Origin of the sequence: Paenibacillus sp. PvR098 (genome assembly GCF_017833255.1) — a bacterium.
Taxonomy (GTDB): Bacteria; Bacillota; Bacilli; order Paenibacillales; family NBRC-103111; genus Paenibacillus_G.
Window position 1 is genome coordinate 3084417 of the sequence record NZ_JAFIBU010000001.1, and the last position, 17803, is coordinate 3102219.

General features: G+C 52.0%; 17 protein-coding genes. 7 read left to right on the forward strand and 10 right to left on the reverse strand.

Annotated elements, in window-relative coordinates:
• Positions 1-2: 2 nt before the first annotated feature.
• Positions 3-1025: a metallophosphoesterase family protein gene (locus tag JOE45_RS15325; protein WP_210019422.1), complete on the reverse strand. Its 1023-nt coding sequence runs from the start codon at positions 1023-1025 to the stop codon at positions 3-5.
• Between the two features lie 433 nt (positions 1026-1458).
• Between JOE45_RS15325 and JOE45_RS15330 the strand changes: the two genes are divergently transcribed.
• Positions 1459-1626, forward strand: coding sequence for a hypothetical protein (locus JOE45_RS15330; RefSeq protein ID WP_210019421.1), 168 nt, complete (start codon positions 1459-1461; stop codon positions 1624-1626).
• Between the two features lie 91 nt (positions 1627-1717).
• Here JOE45_RS15330 and JOE45_RS15335 read toward each other — a convergent pair whose 3' ends face one another.
• The 4 genes from JOE45_RS15335 to JOE45_RS15350 form a co-directional block, all read right to left on the reverse strand.
• Positions 1718-1906: a hypothetical protein gene (locus JOE45_RS15335; RefSeq protein WP_210019420.1), complete on the reverse strand. Its 189-nt coding sequence runs from the start codon at positions 1904-1906 to the stop codon at positions 1718-1720.
• Between the two features lie 135 nt (positions 1907-2041).
• Positions 2042-3643: a UDP-glucose--hexose-1-phosphate uridylyltransferase gene (locus JOE45_RS15340; RefSeq protein ID WP_210019419.1), complete on the reverse strand. Its 1602-nt coding sequence runs from the start codon at positions 3641-3643 to the stop codon at positions 2042-2044.
• A 62-nt stretch (positions 3644-3705) separates the two neighbouring features.
• Positions 3706-4692, reverse strand: coding sequence for a UDP-glucose 4-epimerase GalE (gene galE / locus JOE45_RS15345; protein WP_210019418.1), 987 nt, complete (start codon positions 4690-4692; stop codon positions 3706-3708).
• Positions 4693-4722: 30 nt separating this feature from the next.
• Entirely contained in the window at positions 4723-5892 is a 1170-nt protein-coding gene (locus JOE45_RS15350; protein WP_210019417.1) for a galactokinase, read from the reverse strand.
• Between the two features lie 289 nt (positions 5893-6181).
• Between JOE45_RS15350 and JOE45_RS15355 the strand changes: the two genes are divergently transcribed.
• On the forward strand, positions 6182-7054 hold the full coding sequence (locus JOE45_RS15355; RefSeq protein WP_210023281.1) for an AraC family transcriptional regulator: 873 nt from the start codon (positions 6182-6184) through the stop codon (positions 7052-7054).
• A 50-nt stretch (positions 7055-7104) separates the two neighbouring features.
• Here JOE45_RS15355 and JOE45_RS15360 read toward each other — a convergent pair whose 3' ends face one another.
• A complete protein-coding gene (locus tag JOE45_RS15360) occupies positions 7105-9084 on the reverse strand; it encodes a sensor histidine kinase (protein WP_245247010.1) in 1980 nt (659 codons plus the stop codon).
• Positions 9085-9342: 258 nt separating this feature from the next.
• Between JOE45_RS15360 and JOE45_RS15365 the strand changes: the two genes are divergently transcribed.
• A complete protein-coding gene (locus tag JOE45_RS15365) occupies positions 9343-10035 on the forward strand; it encodes a response regulator transcription factor (RefSeq protein WP_210019415.1) in 693 nt (230 codons plus the stop codon).
• 6 nt (positions 10036-10041) lie between these two features.
• Here JOE45_RS15365 and rluF read toward each other — a convergent pair whose 3' ends face one another.
• Positions 10042-10746 carry a 23S rRNA pseudouridine(2604) synthase RluF gene (gene rluF / locus JOE45_RS15370; RefSeq protein WP_210019414.1) on the reverse strand — a complete coding sequence of 235 codons (705 nt, stop codon included), beginning with the start codon at positions 10744-10746 and terminating at the stop codon, positions 10042-10044.
• A gap of 188 nt (positions 10747-10934) precedes the next feature.
• Between rluF and JOE45_RS15375 the strand changes: the two genes are divergently transcribed.
• On the forward strand, positions 10935-11396 hold the full coding sequence (locus JOE45_RS15375) for a hypothetical protein (RefSeq protein ID WP_210019413.1): 462 nt from the start codon (positions 10935-10937) through the stop codon (positions 11394-11396).
• Between the two features lie 129 nt (positions 11397-11525).
• Positions 11526-13847: a transglycosylase domain-containing protein gene (locus JOE45_RS15380; RefSeq protein ID WP_210019412.1), complete on the forward strand. Its 2322-nt coding sequence runs from the start codon at positions 11526-11528 to the stop codon at positions 13845-13847.
• A 256-nt stretch (positions 13848-14103) separates the two neighbouring features.
• Here the strand turns inward: JOE45_RS15380 and JOE45_RS15385 are convergent, their stop codons facing one another.
• A complete protein-coding gene (locus JOE45_RS15385; RefSeq protein ID WP_210019411.1) occupies positions 14104-15459 on the reverse strand; it encodes an MFS transporter in 1356 nt (451 codons plus the stop codon).
• Between the two features lie 156 nt (positions 15460-15615).
• Between JOE45_RS15385 and JOE45_RS15390 the strand changes: the two genes are divergently transcribed.
• A complete protein-coding gene (locus JOE45_RS15390; RefSeq protein ID WP_210019410.1) occupies positions 15616-15783 on the forward strand; it encodes a hypothetical protein in 168 nt (55 codons plus the stop codon).
• Positions 15776-15952, forward strand: coding sequence for a hypothetical protein (locus tag JOE45_RS15395; protein WP_210019409.1), 177 nt, complete (start codon positions 15776-15778; stop codon positions 15950-15952). Before JOE45_RS15390 ends, JOE45_RS15395 begins: the two co-directional genes overlap by 8 nt.
• Before the next feature lie 74 nt (positions 15953-16026).
• On the opposite strand, the gene JOE45_RS15400 is transcribed toward JOE45_RS15395, so the two are convergent.
• Positions 16027-17016, reverse strand: coding sequence for a hypothetical protein (locus JOE45_RS15400; protein ID WP_210019408.1), 990 nt, complete (start codon positions 17014-17016; stop codon positions 16027-16029).
• 110 nt (positions 17017-17126) lie between these two features.
• The gene (locus tag JOE45_RS15405; RefSeq protein ID WP_210019407.1) at positions 17127-17657 is read right to left on the reverse strand and encodes a hypothetical protein; all 531 of its coding nucleotides are present in this window, start codon (positions 17655-17657) and stop codon (positions 17127-17129) included.
• Positions 17658-17803 lie beyond the last annotated feature (146 nt).

Genomic DNA, 17803 nt, shown 5'->3' on the forward strand with positions numbered 1-17803 from the left:
CATCAACTCTTTGAACCATCCGGCCCCTCAGGAAGCGTCCGGATGGTTTTTTCATTGAACCGTAAAGACCCCTCAGTCACCCATATCCGGTTCCCGAAATCGCGACCTCGGATCAACACGCGGTCTGGATACACTTCGACAATAAGCCCTTCACTCTTTGCCGCCTCTGGCGTGTACGGTCCGCCTTCTTTCCATGGCTGACGGACGGAGGAGCTGTTCGCCATCATAAAGCCATCGTGTACGATAGTTCGTGGCTGCTCCAGTTCCCGGTGGGAATGCCCCGAGAACAGGATCGTCTGAGGATAGGATGACAACAGCGCCTTGAGCTGCTGATACTGAACCACACCCCTCCCGCATCCTTCCCGGCCGCTTCCAGATACCGTATCCGGGAGCGGCTGATGCAGAAAGACGAAGACCGGCTTCCTTTCGGGAGCCGCCTCTTTCAATTTGGCTTTCAACCATTGCAGTTGACTTGCGGATAGATAAGCATCTTCTCCCACCGACGGGTCCGATTGTCTATAACGCTCCGTTCCGAGAAGCAGAAACCGGTAGCCTTCGATTTGCCGTTCATAATAAACCTTCGGCTCTCCGACGAAGCGTAAAAATCTTTGAATCGCAGCCGTATCCGTTTCCCCGTTAGGAAATGTGCCCGGACTCCAGCGTCCGCGCCGGTCATGCCACATACGGTAAAACTCATGGTTGCCTATCGTATAATACACCTGTCGGGGATGAGGATGCTTGTCCAGCATTTGGCGAAGCGCACGATAATCCCCCGGGTTGCCGTTGCCGAGATCTCCGTTGATAATGAGAGCCTCAGCTAGGGGTGCTGCATGGTGTAGATCATCCAGGGCGCGCCCGAAAATGTGTATGGAGCGCTGGTCCCATCTCTGTAAATGGATGTCGCTAAGCACGGCGAATGTCATGACCCGATCTTGCTGCAGGGCAACGGATGCCGTTTCAGCTGTATGAAGAGCGAGCCATGCGGCTAGCAAGCCGGCGAGCCATGCAAACGGCCGAATAAGCACTTGATCGTCCTCCTATCGTCAGCTCCTTTGTGTATAGGCTTAATATGCCGATTTTCCCAGTTTATTACCCTAATCCATAATGCTCATGCTATAATATGGATATTCATCGCTTCAAAGCCACCGCTGCAGGTGACGGCGTAATGAACTACCCGGACCCGCTCTTTATGGAGCTTCTGCAGCAGCACAAGCCTTACGTCGTTGTCACACTGGAGCGTGTTCAAGCAGACAGATGGTGACTGCCCACCGCTTTATTGATAGGCTTTTATTCTTAATGATTTCTTCTGCTTAACGAAAATAGGTTAAAATGACCTGTTTCATCAAGGGATAACCCGGTTAATAATACTTATTGCGCTAATCCTACGTATGATTACGTAGAGTAAAAAAGAACTCATTCCTGGAGAAGCACCGGGACCGTGTTAATGGAGGTTAACGAATGCGTTTCGCCATCAGCTACAAAGGAAAAATACTTGGAGAACCGATGTCCCGCGATCAAGCGGAAGTTGCACTGAAGCGACTAAGCCTATGCTTTAACAACCTGAAAATCGTTGAAGTCACTTCTGCATCATCCGCGCAAGCGCTTTCCAATAAGCATATTGGATGAGCATAAGGATCAAAGAGGATATCCTTTACTCAACTTTATCGGAATCGGATTTAAAAAAACCGCAAGCATAAAATGCTTACGGCTTCTCATTTCATGATCTTTTTTTCGTTTCCGTTAGTTGGGACAGGTTAACGAGCTGCTGCAGGGATGCGGTAATGGCTTCCACATGGTTTAAAGTTTGCCTCACCTGAACAATGCCGGTCAGCAGCTCTTTCATCCCGCCTTCCACTTCAGCCGATATTTTACGGTTCTCCATACGTATCGCTGCAATATTTTCCACCAGTCCGACAACTTCATCAACGACTTGGGTTCCTCAATGACCTGAAGTATACTTTTGATTTGCTGCGTTGTTTCCATGAAGGTAGTGATCGTTTGGTTCGTGTCAGCTACTTTGAAAGAAATCTGAGCCATTTTCTCACCAATACGTTCTATTAAGTCCTATATACTGCAAAAAGCGGCGGAAGCCTTGGCGGCCTTGTTCATCCCGCTTGTAAACACCCGCATCACGAAGCACGTCCGCAAATTTGCTGCCGATTTCGTCCCGAAGCACCCCGGCGGCCTTCTCGCCAGCCATCGACGTACCGTAGCGCGCGGTTAACTCTTGCAGCCAAGCTGTATGTTTATGCAGCGGATGTTCCGGGTCTGCGGTAATGCGCTCATCCAGCATTAGCTCTCCTGTCAACAACCCCTTGGCCAACTCCAGTTCATCCTTCAATCGTCCTGGCAGCACGGCTAGTCCCATAACCTCAATCAAGCCGATATTTTCCTTCTTCATATGATGCAGCTCACGGTGCGGGTGAAAAATACCTTCCGGATGCTCGGCGCTGGTTCTGTTGTTGCGCAGCACAAGATCCAGCTCGTACTCGCCGACCGAATTCTTTCGGGCGATCGGAGTAACGGTGTTATGCGGTACCTTCGTCTCCCCTTGCATGGAGTAGGCTGCAATGTCCTGTGAGGAATCACTGTATTCCTTCCAGCGCTCTAAGATCATACCGGCCAGCTTCAGGAGCTGTCCCCGGTTGAGGCTGGAGATGCGGAGGACCGACATCGGCCACTTCACGATACCTATGTTCACTTCCACAAAGTCGGGATGGCCGAAGTTCTCCTCCACCGCCGCCCGTTCCATTGGAAACGAATGGCGGCCGCCCTGAAAATGGTCATGGTTCAGAATCGACCCCCCTACGATCGGCAGGTCCGCATTGGAGCCGATAAAATAATGCGGGAACCGATTCACAAAATCGAGCAGGCGCTCGAAGGTAAGCTTCGTCGTCTGCATCGGTCGGTGCTCCCCGTCGAAAATAATGCTGTGCTCATGATAATAAACGTACGGAGAGTATTGGAAATACCACGTTTCACCCATAAGCTCCAACGGAATGACCCTCAGGTTCTGACGTGCGGGGTGATTCAGTCTTCCCGCATAGCCTATGTTCTCTATACAGAGCAAGCACTGGGGATAATGGCTTTGTGGGGCATTCTTAAGCATAGCAATTTCTTTTGGGTCCTTCTCCGGCTTCGAGAGATTCACGGTGATTTCTAGGTCGCCATACTCCGTCGGGGCAAGCCAGTAAAGGTTCTTGCGGATCCGGTCCATGCGTATATAGTTAGAATCGATGCACAACTTGTAAAATGCGTCCGTCGCCCGCTCCATTCCTTCCTTCTGCGCCTCAGTCCAAAACCGCTGCACCAGCTCCGATTGCCGCGGCAACAGCTGTCCCATTATACGGGCATCCAGCAAATCGCGGAGCGTCGTATGATTCTCTTCCAAAATACCTGCTTCAGCCGCATAATCCAGCAGTGGTTCAAGCAGCTCCACAGGGATTACTGCCGCAGGCTCCTTCAGCTCACCCGCATGAGGCTCAACGATTTGAAGCAGATCCAGCAGGCTGTTCCGCGCCGCATAAACATCCAGCGGCTCAAGCAGCTTCTGCGCCACTCCGAACTGGAGCAGACGTTCCACCAAGTAGGCCGCCTTCCGCTCCGGAGTGCCGAAACCTGATGCCGATTGATTATTCTCCATTGTCCCCGCTCCTCCTCTTTCAACGGCAGGCTAGGCCCTTCTGACTCCTTTACTCGCCGCTGTTATTCGCCGTAACCATCGGGATGGCTGCGATGCCAGTTCCAGGCGGAGGCAATGATTTGCTTCAGGTCGTCCCGCTTGGGTTTCCAGCCCAGCTCCGCTTTCGTGCGTTCCGAGGAAGCCACAAGGATGGCCGGGTCGCCCGCGCGGCGCGCTTCCATCACAGCAGGAATCGGATGGCCTGTCACATCACGCGCGATATCAAGGACTTCCTTCACCGAGAAGCCTTTGCCGTTGCCGAGATTATAGACACCGCTGTCTCCGCCGCTCCGCAGCTTTTCCACTGCCAGAATATGCGCGTCCGCAAGGTCCGTTACATGAATGTAATCGCGGATACACGTGCCGTCGGGCGTAGCATAGTCGTCCCCGAAAATGGATAGATGAGGTCGTTGTCCCAATGCCACCTGCAGGATGATCGGAACCAGATGGGTTTCCGGAGAATGATCCTCGCCAATCCGTCCTCCTTCATGGGCGCCTGCTGCATTAAAATAGCGCAGTGATACATATTTGATTCCATGGGCCGTATCGAACCAATGCATCATTCTTTCCATGGCCAGCTTCGTTTCCCCATAAGCGTTGGTCGGCAGCGTCCGGTCCGTTTCGAGAATCGGAATGTGTTCCGGCTCACCGTAGGTGGCAGCCGTAGACGAGAAGACTATTTTCTTCACGCCGTATTCGTTCATTTTATCTAAAAGGCACAGGGTTCCGTACACATTGTTATGATAATACTTTCCCGGTTTTTGCATGCTTTCACCGACGAGCGAGTTGGCTGCGAAATGAATTACCGCGTCAATGTCGTTCTCTTTAAATACCGTATCTAAAAAGTCTCCGTCACGAATGTCGCCCACGTACAGCTTACCGCCGAGCACCGCCTCGCGATGCCCTTGCTGCAAACTGTCGACTACCACGACATCTTCTTCTTTAGCCAGCAGCTCGGCCACCGTATGCGAACCGATATAGCCCGCTCCACCTGTCACCAAAATAGCCATTGCCTTCCCTCGCCTCCCAAATATTTCTTTCTAGAGTTCTTTAACTCCGTCGCCTATATTGCACACATAGAAGTCTGGGGTTAAGCCCGTTTTCTTCTTATATTCATGGCCTACCTCGTCAATGAATCGCTCTATGCTATCCTGATGCACAAGCGATACGGTACAGCCGCCAAAGCCGGCGCCGGTCATACGTGATCCGAGCACACCTGGAACGTCCAGTGCCGCTTCCACCATTGTATCCAGCTCTATTCCCGTCACCTCGTACAGATCGCGCAGCGATTGATGAGAGCCGATCATGAGCTTGCCGAATGCCGCCAAATCATTCTGCTCCAGCACCTTGATGGACTGCAGCACACGGTCGATTTCTTCCACTACGTGCTGCGCCCTTTTACGCACGGTTTCATCTGCAATAAGATGCTTGGATGAATCGAACTGCTCCAGGGAGAGCTGACCGAGCAGCGTAAGTCCCGGATGTTCCGCCTGCAAATCGCGAACGGCCTGCCCGCACTGGGAACGTCTTTCGTTATATTTGGAATCAACGAGTCCCCTTTTCTTATTGGTGTTGCCAATCACAAGCTTATAATCGCCGCTGTGAAACGGAACATGCCGGTATTCCAGCGTATCGCACATCAGCAGAATCGAGTGATCCTTCTTCCCCATCGCAATCGCGAATTGATCCATAATACCGCATTGCACACCGACAAACGTGTTTTCAGCCCTCTGCGACAGCAGTGCAATATCCACCTTATCCGTGGGCTGCCCTTCCATCGTCAGCAGACCGAAAGCCGTAACCACTTCAATCGAAGCTGAGGAAGACAGTCCGGAGCCATTCGGAATCTCTCCGCAATACAGGATGTCATAACCTCCAACGGACACGCTTCGCTTCAGCAGCTCGCGAATAATGCCTTTTGGATAATTGATCCAATCGTCTTCTTGACGGTATGCCAATCCTTGAATGGAAATATGTTTGTGATGCGGAAAATTCACAGAGGCGAATCCGACTTGATCGTCCTCCCGCTTCCGAATCAGCATCGTCGTCCCGAAGGTTAGCGCAGCGGGGAATACATAACCTCCATTGTAATCCGTATGCTCCCCGATCAGATTCACGCGTCCTGGTGCGTGAAATACTCGTATCGGATGCGCGCTTTCAGCGCCATAATGCTCTATAAAACGCCCACGCAATGCTTTGATATCCGTCATGAGGACTTCACCTCGTTTATATAGTATATTGAAGCACAGCAACGTTGTTCTGGTCATTCTTCTGCTTCAAGTATAGCTCGAATTGTTCTGCCGGCACTATGGAAGGATGTAAGCACAACATGGAAATATGTTAGATTATTACCAGGTCACCTAACCATGTCGTGATATAATGTAACCATGGATATAATTAGAGAGCATCCAGCCCATAGCCATCCCTCTAAGAGATCTTCGTCTTGCTTCCTTACCGCATAATATACTTAAATCCATAAAAAAGGAGCCCGTTTTGCCTATGCTTGTCTCCTCATCCGTCAAACGGCCAAACAGCTATTACGTTGTATCGAACCCGGAGCCCTCCCCCAAAGGAAGCCCGCTGACCGTGCTGTTCTCCGGCCATAGTCAAACCAATCCCGGACACAAGCCGGGTCCAAAGGTCGTCGACTATTACCTGCTGCATTACATCACGTCAGGAAAAGGGACGTATTCCTGCTTGGGACGGACCTATCAGCTCGGGGCAGGTGACAGCTTCCTGATTGAGCCCGGTAAGCTGATTCAGTACACGGCGGATTGGGAAGAGCCCTGGCATTACCGCTGGATTGCCTTTGAAGGCCCTCAAGCTTCCTTTATGCTGCAGGACATCGGGCTCAGCTCGCTTGCGCCCATCGTTCATACCGGACGCAAGCGAAACATCAGCGTGCTGTACCACCAGATCCAGCTTGCCTTTCAATCCCGCAGCGTAAGCGCCAATCTCAGGGCGAACGGCTGCCTGCATCTGCTGTTCGCGGAGTATGCCGAAGCGCTTCGTCCTCAGCAGGCTAGCGCGCCAAGACAGGCAACCGGTGGAGAACAAACGGTACAGCAGGCGCTGCAATACTTGACCACACAGTATGCTGAACCGATCACCATTGAGCTGATGGCCGAGACGCTCGGCTATAATCGCGCATATTTATCCACGCTGTTCAAGCAGCATACCGGGCTGACCCCGGTAACGTTCCTGCTGCGGCTGCGTCTGGATAAGGCGCGCCACCTGCTTCGGGAGCGGCCAGAGCTTACGGTGGAACAGATCGCCTCATCGGTCGGCTTTCAAGACCCGCTATACTTCTCCAAACAGTTCAAGCGTCATTACCAAACTTCGCCGACGGGATACCGCGACTCCCTACTTTAGCTCATCCGCCACCACCTCAGGCTCAAGTATGGACCAAGGGCGTAAGCCTCTCATTCTCCCGGCTTCACCAGCGGCAGCATAAACGCGATGCAAGCCCCCTGCCCCACCTGACTCTGCGCCCAGATGCGTCCTCCGTGGTAGTCGATGATTTCCTTGGCAATGGCAAGTCCTAGGCCGCTCCCGCCGCCTGCGGTGTTTCGGGACTTGTCCTTTTTGAAGAACCGGTCAAACACGTATGGCAGATCCTCTGGCGCAATCCCGGACCCGTTATCCTGCACCCGCGCTACAAGCGTTTGCTCGTCAATGATAAACTGGAGCTGTATCAGGCCTCCTCGCGGCGTATGCTTGACCGCATTGTAGATAATGTTGGTCAGCACTTGATCGATCCGGTCCAAATCGATTCTGACCAAGCCCCGCGGGTTAACCGTGGTCCGAAACGTATGGGTGTTCGTCTCGAACCGAAGCCCGGCGTCGGCCAGCTCCAGCTCGTAGCGCTCATCGAAATACCCGATCATCTCGTCCGTGCTCATGGGATGAAAGTTGAAATTCATTTGGCGCGCCTCAAGCTTGGAAAGCTGAAAGAGATCTGAAATCAACCGGTTCAAGCCGGTAATGCGGCCCAAGATCAGCTTTAAATATTTTTTCTGCTGCTCCGGCTGCGACACCACTCCGTCGAGCAAAGCTTCCGCATAGCCTTGAATCAGCGTCATCGGCGTTCCCAAGTCATGCGATATGTTGCTGAGCAAGTGGCGTCTCGACGTTTCCATCCGGCCCAAATCTTCATTCACCCGCTCTAGGCTGCGGTTAATCCGTTCAAGCTCTGCCGTGCGCTCGTGTATTTTTTGTTCCAGACCGGTATTGAGCTCACTCATTTGTCTAGATAAGGTTTCCACCGCCGTGAAAGCTTTGGCCGACTTGACGCTTAGAATAAACGCAGTCATAAATACGCAGACCAGCAGCCCGTAGGACGAAACCTCACCTATCTTAATCCATTGGTTATAATACAGAATATCAAGCAAGACGGTAATGATGTATGAACATATGCCGATGAACGCGAACATTGCCCCGTCTCTTTTTCGAAGCATCGCCCGGTATATGCTGTACATCAGAACAGCGCACACGAACAATGTGACGATTTGGAACTGTGGAACGGTATACGTCATCCATGGAGGAGGCAGCAAAAGCACCGAGACGGAGAACAGCAAGCCAAGCCATTGAACGAATCTAACATGCCCGCGGTGCACTTCACTCGGATACAGAGAGCGAACAAACATCATGACTACAGGCACCCCGATATAAAAGCACAAATATTCAATCCTCAGAGCCGTCAACCAAGGGAAGCCCGGTGCAAAATAATAGATGACCCCTTCCCCGATAAACAGGGCTCGCACACCGATGAGCACGCAGAAAAGCCCAAAATAAAGCGATCCTCGTTCTTTGCGACGCAGAGCGAATAGTCCGATATGATACAGACCCATCGAAAGCAAGCTGCCGATCAAGAACATATCCTGTGCCAGATCCGCCCTTGCTTCAAGGTCGAGTCGCTCCAGCTCCCCAAGCTGGATGGACTTCCATATGCCTCCCGAGCGATGGTGATAGTTAGAGGCTTGAATGACAATATCCATAGGACCCCCATGGTTATGAATCCGGATCAGCTGTGGTGTGTACATAGGTTTGTATGAGTCCGGAGTCTTGCCCAGTTCCCCGCTTCCGCCCAACAGTTCGCCATTGACCCATATCTTATAGGCTGTTCGTATGTAGGGAATGCGCATGCCAAGAAAAGCTTCCGTATCGTCCAGCTCCACACGCAAATGATAGGTCGCATAACCGAAGCCGCCAATCCGCTCGCCGTTCACGGAAAGCCCGTTCCACGATCCGGGAAGGAGGATCGACTCTCGCTTCGCAGCGGTTTCCGAATCCGATGAAACCAACTGTTCAGGAGGAATCATCTCACCCCAATAGAAATCCCATTCCCCATCCAGACGCACAGTCCCGCTCTGATCAAATCGGTAAGCTTCAAGATTCAGCATACCTCGCACCGCTAGGGGCTTTTCTTCAGAAGTCCCAGTTTCCGCACTGCTGCATCCAAGAAGCAGTCCGGTCCATAAAAGTATGGAAAAACAAGCCCAAAACCATTTATAATAGAGAGAGTTTTTAGGAATCGATACCACTTCTTTCTTTATTATCAAAATGGTCACATTTATATACTATTTTATATCAGACAGTAATTTCTGGAAACGGGGATTTGTCGGTTCAGTCCGTCCGCAACGAGTTTGGAGGAAAAATCAATGTCCGGGGAAAAAATCTTAATTGTTGACGATGAAGCCGAAATTGTAGAATTAATTACATTGTACTTGCGTAAGGAAGGCTATGAGGTTCTGTGCTCAAGCAGTGGCGCCGAAGCGCTCGAGATGGTGGACAAGTATCGTCCTGAGCTGGTGATCTTGGATATATTACTGCCCGAAATGGACGGTATTGAAGTATGCCGCCAGCTCCGTAAATCGTACAGCACTCCGATCCTGTTTCTCAGCTGCAAAAGCGAGGATATGGATATTATACTTGGCTTCAGCATCGGTGGCGACGACTATATCACCAAGCCATTCAGCCCGGGGCAGCTGGTCGCGCGAGTCAAAGCTCACCTGCGCCGCAGCCAATTGCTGGAGCAGCACAAAGAGGAGTCCCAGCATCTTACGTTTCCGGGACTCGAAATCGATTTATTAAGCCGAACCGTACGGGTGAACGGCGTCTTGTCGCCGCTCTCCTCCAAAGAGTTCGATCTGCTTCTTCATTTAGCCAGGTCCCCGGGGAAGGTTATTTCTCTGGAAAATCTCTATAAATTGACATGGGGCGTCGACAGCAACGGAGATACACGCACCTTACTCGTTCACATCAGCAATCTTCGTAAAAAAATCGAAGCGAATCCGACTGATCCGAAATATATCCATACCGTTCGCGGGGTCGGTTACAAGTTCAGTACCTGAATCATGTCAAAGGCTAGCCTCATGCCCGATCAGACGAAACAACTCTTCTTGCTCATCGGGCTTGAGATCCCGCCACTGTCCCGACGGCAAATCGGCAAGCTTAATATTCATAATGCGTACCCGCTTCAGCCTTCGAACCTCATAGCCGAAAGCCGCGCACATCCTTCGGATTTGCCGGTTGAGTCCTTGCGTCAAGATGATGCGGAACGAGCGTTCGTCTAGAAGAGTGACCTTGCATGGCTTGGTCATGGTTCCGAGAATGCGTACACCGCTGGACATGCCTTGTACAAACATTGGCGTGATAGGCTTGTCCACCCTAACAATGTATTCTTTCTCGTGCTCGTTCTCTGACCGCAATATTTTATTCACGATATCCCCGTCATTCGTAAGCAGGATGAGCCCCTCGGAGTCCTTGTCGAGCCGTCCGATCGGAAAAATCCGCTCCCGGTGCCCCACAAAGTCGACAATATTGCCTCGGATATGCCGTTCTGTCGTACTGGTGATGCCCACCGGCTTGTGAAGAACAATATACACATGCTTCTTTTTTGTGCTCACCAATTTACCGTCAATCCGTACCTCATCGCCCTCGCCCACTTGACTCCCCAGCTCCGCAAGCTTGCCGTTAATAGTCACGCGCTTCGCATCGACCATTTTATCCACTTCACGACGCGAGCAAAAACCCGTCTCGCTGATAAACTTGTTAATTCGCATGTGAACCCTACTTCCGCTTATACATAGGCTTTGTTCAATACTTTATTATATCATGTGAGTTTCCCGTTTCAAAAAATTCCCGAAATCCCGTTTCAAGGTTTTTCGATTAGGGTAATAGTAGGGTACACGGAAGTGTAATGCGTTTTTACGTATTCATACTAATATTAGAAGTCGAAGGAGTGTTGACCATGACACGCAAAAAAACGCTGCCGACGATTACAAAACCGTTTGCCCATGTACACAATATCCTGAGCACGATGGGTTTCAAGGAAACCGGCTCCCGGGACGGCTGTAAGTACGAGCTAATGTTCCGCGACCCTGTTACGACGAAGGAATACCCATTTTGTCTAAACACCCTCACCGTGGAGAACGGTCAAACGCAAGTCGATTTGAACTCTGCCGGTTTTATCTGCAAGGAACCTGTTCCTGAGTCGGTCTCCGCAGCCGCCGATGAAATATTGTCCGAGCTGCAGCAATATTTGGAGAACGGACCGGCCAAGATCAAATCGGCCCCGATCGATCAGGCGATGAACACCATGGCGAACAATGAAGAAGAAGTCAAGCGCCTCGGCAAGTCGATGGCAAAACTGCCTACTAACACGCAGGTACGTCAAAGCGGCATGATTCCGGATCCAGTGCAATATGATTAAATTTTTCAGCTTCAGGCAGAGGAGCCTCGTCCGGGTGGAGCCGGTGCGGGGCTTCTTTTTCGTCCACCAGCACAAAACGGTGTTTTGCTGCGAATAGGTTAGCAGAGTTGGAAAGGGGTATAGATAGAGATGAAACGTTCTCCGATATTTGGCTGGCTGCGGCGAACTCCTAAAGATTCCAAGCCGGCATCGTCCCCTAAGGAGCAGCCTGGGGAGAAGGTCAGCCAGCCCGGTTCGCCTAGTCGGAAACACGAACAAGCGCTGCAGGCCGCCCGAGCCGCTTGGGGCAAGACCGCCGGTGGTGCACAGAGCCCAAACGGCAATCTAGGACCGGCAGTAACGCCGGAACAGAAGCATATTAAGACAGAGGCCGCGAAACCGGAGGTGCCGCTTCCGTCTAAGGCCGCAGTATCCAGGGACTGGAACGCCATTCGTCGACCACTGCTGTGGTCGGGGTTGCTGCTGGTTCTGGTCACTACAGCCTCCCTCGGCTTTTTCGCTTCGTGGGTTCGCGGTCTGGACATCAGCAAGCTTGAGCATCCTCTGCCTGAGCCGAGCTTTGTTATGGATGCCGGCGGACAGCCGGTTTCACAGCTTTCCTCTTCCCGGATCATACCTGTACCGCTTACCGATATCCCCGCGGATCTAAAGAACGCTGTGATCGCGGTGGAGGATCGCCGCTTCTATGAACACGCGGGATTCGACCTCTGGTCGATCGGAAGAGCACTGGTCCGCGATCTCCAATCGGGCTCCTTGAAGGAGGGCGGCAGCACCATAACACAGCAGCTGGCCAAAAATTTGTTCCTCGATTCAGATAAAACGCTCAGCCGCAAAGTGAAGGAATTGGGCTATGCCATTAGAATCAATTTTGCCTACAGTAAGGATGAAATACTGGAGCTGTATTTAAACAGTATTTATTACGGCGAAGGACGCTGGGGCGTGGAAGGAGCAGCACAGCAATATTTCGGCAAGCCGGTGAAAGAGCTGACTCTGGCGGAATCGGCCGTGCTCGCAGGACTGCCAAAGGCGCCGACCTTATACTCGCCTGTCAAAAATCCGGATAAAGCCTTGGAGCGCCGCAACCTTGTGCTGTCCCTGATGAAGGAGCAGGGGTTCATTACTGAATCGACTTACGCGAAGACGGTCGAGCAGCGGATTACTCTCAAGCCTAACAACGGCGAGTCGCTCAAGGGACAATATCCCTCCTTTGTCGACTATGTGATGGATGAGGCGGAGAGACTGTACGGTTTCACGGAGCAGCAAGTGCTGACGCTTGGCCTCCGCATTCATACAACGATGGATGTGAAGGTGCAGCAGGCGGCCGAGGAAGTATACCGCACTGATGCGCTGTTTCCCGCCGGTCCGGGGGATCGTCCCGTTCAAAGCGGGGTCGTCGTGCTCGACCACCGCACCGGAAGCATTCGGGCGATCGTCGGCGCACGAGGAGATCAAGTATACCGCGGCTTCAACCGCGCCACGAAGTTAAAGCGTCAGCCAGGCTCCTCGTTTAAGCCGCTCGCCGTCTTCGGTCCAGCACTAGAACGCGGATACAACTCCGATTCGTGGCTATACGACGGTGAACTCGACATCGGCGGTTACCGGCCCAAAAACTGGGATGGGCAAACGCGTGGGCAGGTCTCGCTGCGGGAAGCCGTTTTGCGTTCGTGGAACATCCCTCCCGTTTGGCTGCTGAACGAGATCGGCGTCGACGCGGGGATGGAATACGTGCGCCGGGCCGGCATCACCTTACCGGCGGCCGACCGTAACTTGGCCCTGGCGCTCGGCGGCCTGTCCGAGGGCGTCTCACCGCTGCAGATGGCGCAGGCATACGGCGGCATCGCCAATCAAGGGGTAATGCAGCGTGCCCACGCCATTACCCGGATCACGACCAAGGACGGGCAGCCTTTGATCGAAGCAAGCCAACAGCCGACAACGCTCACGGCACCGGTGCATGCTTACACCCTGACGCAACTGCTGCAGGAGGCCGTAGCTTTCGGAACCGGCAAAGCAGCCGCGCTAGACGGCCGCCCTACGGCAGGCAAGACGGGCACAACCCAGTTGCCGGCCACGCCTGAGTTTGCCAGCATAGCCGGCAACGGTGCGAAGGACGCTTGGTTCGTAGGATACACGCCGGAGCTGACCGCCGCCATCTGGCTCGGCTACGACAAGACCGACCGGAATCATTACCTTACTACCTCAGGAGGTGCCGTGCCGTCGCAGTTGTTCCGGGAGATCATGACCCGGGCGCTAGCCGGTGTGCCGGTCACCCCTTTCCCTGTACCGGAGGAGGTGCTGCTTGCGGCCCAGCAAGCGCACCAAGCGCGGCAAGCAGCGCGGCACAACGCGGGCCGTGATGACGGTAAAGACGATAAGCCTCAGCGCGAAGAAAAGAAGGATAGAGAAGAGAAGAAGGATAAAAAGAAAGACAAAAAGGAAGACGACGACGATTAACGGGTAAAGTTGGACCTGACAAAAGCGGCCTGCATTAACCCCGAAATCTACTCACATATCACTAGGAATTATAGCTGTAAGCGTTCCGGAAGGATCACTTTTTTACAGCCTCTTCTTTTTCGAAGTTCACAAAAAAACAGTTGAGCAGGTAATCAACTCCTGCCCAACTGTTTTTTTGTCTGCTGCTACTTTCTTAGCAGGTTATCCATACGCAAATGTTACCGAACTCCATTCTTACGGTTGGGCCCTACCGGATTCACAGCTCTCTGAGCTTTTTGGCCGGAACCCTTGCTTTCTCTTGCCCGAGGAACAGAACGAGAGTGGAGGAAAGAGCGGCCAGCGCAACGATAAAGCCATACATGAACACCCGGTGCATTCCGGTCATAAATTCCGGTGCGCTCGTCAGCAGCGCCCCCATGATCGTTACCCCCGCCGCCGTCCCGATATTGCGGGCAAACACCTGCAGCGAAGTGGAAATTCCCTTCTGGTGGGAATCAACAAGCTGCTGAGACCCTATGACGGAAACGGTAACAAGCAAGCCGAACGCCATTCCCTGCACTACCATCACGATATTGACAAACCAGAAGCCTCCCTGATCCGGTAAAAATAACAGAAGCGAACCCGACAAAACCAGAAGAGCGTTCCCGATTACGAGCAGAGGGCGGTATCCGTATTTAAGAATCCATTTGCCCGCAGGTATCCCCATCAAGCTCCAGCCGATGGACATCCCGATCAGTGCCACTCCGCTCATGAAGACCGAATATCCCTGCTGCTGCAGATAGTAAGGAATATAGCTCGAGATCCCGAATAAAGCCGCACAGGTCAAAAAGGCATTTAAGATCATCCATGCGACCGTGCCGTTCCGCATCAGCTCCATCGGTACGATGGGTGACGGATGCTTTCGTTCATTCCATATGAACAGCACCATGAACATCAGCCCTAAAGCGGTATAAAGCAGATATCCTTTCTCGACTACCGTGTTGAGAAGGAGCAGTCCGATGCCCAAACCGAAAAGAAGCGATCCCGCATAATTGATCGTACTTTTGCGGGCCTGATACACTTCCCGATACGGAATCAGCAGTAATAAGGAGGCAAGACATATCGGGATATTAATATAGAAAATCCATCTCCATGTCAAATGCTCGATAAATAAACTGCCCAAGAGGGGCGCAAGCACAGCCGATAATCCCCACATGCCGGTAAAGAACGCCTGGATTTTGCCCCGGGCTTCTACGGAGAACAAATCCCCGGCAATAATGGCGGGAAACGCTATCATTGCTCCAGCTCCCAACCCTTGTATACCGCGGTACAGGACCAATTCCAGCATAGTCGATGCCATTCCGCATAGAATGGAGCCCAGCAGAAAGACGATGATCCCTACGGCAAGAACCCTTTTCCGTCCGAATATATCCGATATCCTTCCGCTGAGCGGTGTCACAATTGTACACATAATCATATAGGAAGCGAAGCTCCAAGCATACAGCTTCACATTCCCCAGCTCTTCGGCGATTAACGGCATCGTCGTATTCATGATGGTCGTATCCATCGATGAAATCAGCACTGCGAGCACAATGCTGGTCATCACAGCCATGCGGTTCCATTGGAGGCTCATTGCTTCCCCTGCCTTCCTTCCGTTCCTTAAGTTTTTTGCAATACTTCCAATATATCACAGCTAGAGGATTCGGGCTACCTGCGCATGAATGATTCTCGCCTCGGAAAGGATAAGACAACATACACATGATCCCTGAGTTTGTAGAAGGAGCTTACTATGAAAATCGAAACAAATGCCTACCAAATCGCCCGTTTGCCGAAACAATCTGAGTCTGAGGTCATCGACATCTTACAGCAAGCCGAAGCCAAGCTGGCCAAGTTGACCGGAAACGACATTACATTGATTGCCTACTCTAAATCGGAGGAGTGTGCATCGGATGTCTAAGAACCATGATTCCCGTGTTACCTCCAAACAGGAACATGACGGTCCCACCGTCGCACCTGGGCTGAACACCCACGACCCTTTGGAGGAGAAAGCTTCCCGTGATGAGATCGAGCGCAGGGATTCCACCTCGGTCACTCGTCTATATCTAGACCGTACACCAGAGGATTAGCTCATCAAAACAAGGACCTGACGGAATGCCGTCAGGTCCTTGTTAATACGTAACTGCTAACCAAGAGAGGACATTTAATCATCATCGTGGTCGTCATCATCGTCATCATCGTCATTATCGTTATCGTCATCTTGCTGGTCGTGTTTTTTGCCGCGCTCCTTGCCGTTACCATGTTCTTTTTCTTTACTTTTGGGCTCCAGATTTGGACGTTCGGCGGGAGGAAGATCGACGGAACTGGCATCACCTTTCCACTCGACATCCAGCTCCCATTTAGCGGAGGATACATCCTGCAGCTTGAATTCAGCCGCCAAGCGCTGCTTGAGCGCCTGCTCCCAGGCAACTTTATCTTTGGGAAGCCCTTGCATCATCAACAGCAGCAGCTGCTCCGCCTCGGTTCCTTTCAAGTGGACGACCGCACGATCCTTCATCTCTATATATATTTCCGCTTCGGTATCCTGGTCCTTCGCCTCATGCTCCAGCTTCATCTTCAGATTCTGGCTTTTCAGCTCAAGCTCCAGCTCTCTCCACGGCCAAGCATTAAGATCCTTCTGCACTGCTTTGCTGCTTGCGATACCGGCGGAAGACTGCGGTACCTGCGGTACTGCAGAGATTCCAGCGTTCACGTCCGCCGAAGGCACACTTTCCTTACTGCTGTCCTGCTTTGTTACTGTCTGCGGCACCATTGGTACGGAAAGTGTCGGGCTTGGTGCTGCAGGAGCAGCTTCAGCGACAGAACTGCCGTCTACCGCCTTGATATAAGCGGCCTGACCTTTGCTGTTAAAGATGATATCCAACGTATCGCCCTGCTTCAGTTCGGACATGGCAGCCTTTTGCGAATTTCTGTACACCCACACATCCGTCGCAAGCGAATATGTTTTCTCCGTACCCTCATAAGCTACCGTGATTTTGCTGTTACCTTCGTTCAGATGAACCAATCGGCCCTTAGCTTGCTCAGAAATTTCTGCTGAAACCGGCTTGTCTCCGATCCATGCTGCCCCGCTGATCAAACTGATGATCAATAGTCCGGCGATCAGTATCCATGCGAATTTCTTTCCTCTCCTCATAGTTCCCCCTCCTGCTTCAAAATTTAGACTCCTATTTCTTTACCCCTAGATATCATTTTTGAAGAGTTACTATAAGGTTCGCATGATCCACCAATTTTTGGGGCATTCTTTTACACCCGATCCCAACGATTTTCGTACTTGAGCAGCTGGGGATGCATTCCCTGAGTCCCCTCTCCGGCTATAAAAAGGCGGAGCTTCTTGATCCACAACTCGAACGAATCGTAGCTTGCCAGCAAATTCGCCGTGTCACCTGTCACATAAATGAAGAAAGGCCCTTCATATTTTTCCTCAAGAAAACGGAAGGCCATGTCGACCGGAGTATATTTTTTACGTTTGCTTTCGAACCGCTCGATTACAACATCAAGATCGGATTCAGCGTCTTCCAGCATGGCTTGGAGCGCCTCCACCCTGCGGTAGTATGGCAAGAAGGTGCCCTTGACCATCCTTCGAAGCGTCTCTTCATGAATAGGATAGAAGATGGTCTTGGCCATCTTGCGCCGGTCGGCCAGCTCCAGCACTTTCGCCAGGTCTTGCTCCGTATATTCCTCGAAACTGTCGTACACCCAAAGACTGCCTCGCTGTTCCCCCCGCGGATCAGGCGGCTCGTAACCGAACGGTACCTGGACATTATCGCGCGCCATCTTATCTACCTCCTACCGATTGCTTTGGATTAGTATACCATGAAGCCTTTTTCCCATACGGGAAGGACGGGGAACCGGACTAGCGAAGTATATTTTCCCAATCCGTGGAGCACGTTAAATCATGAAGCATGCAGTATGCAAAAACG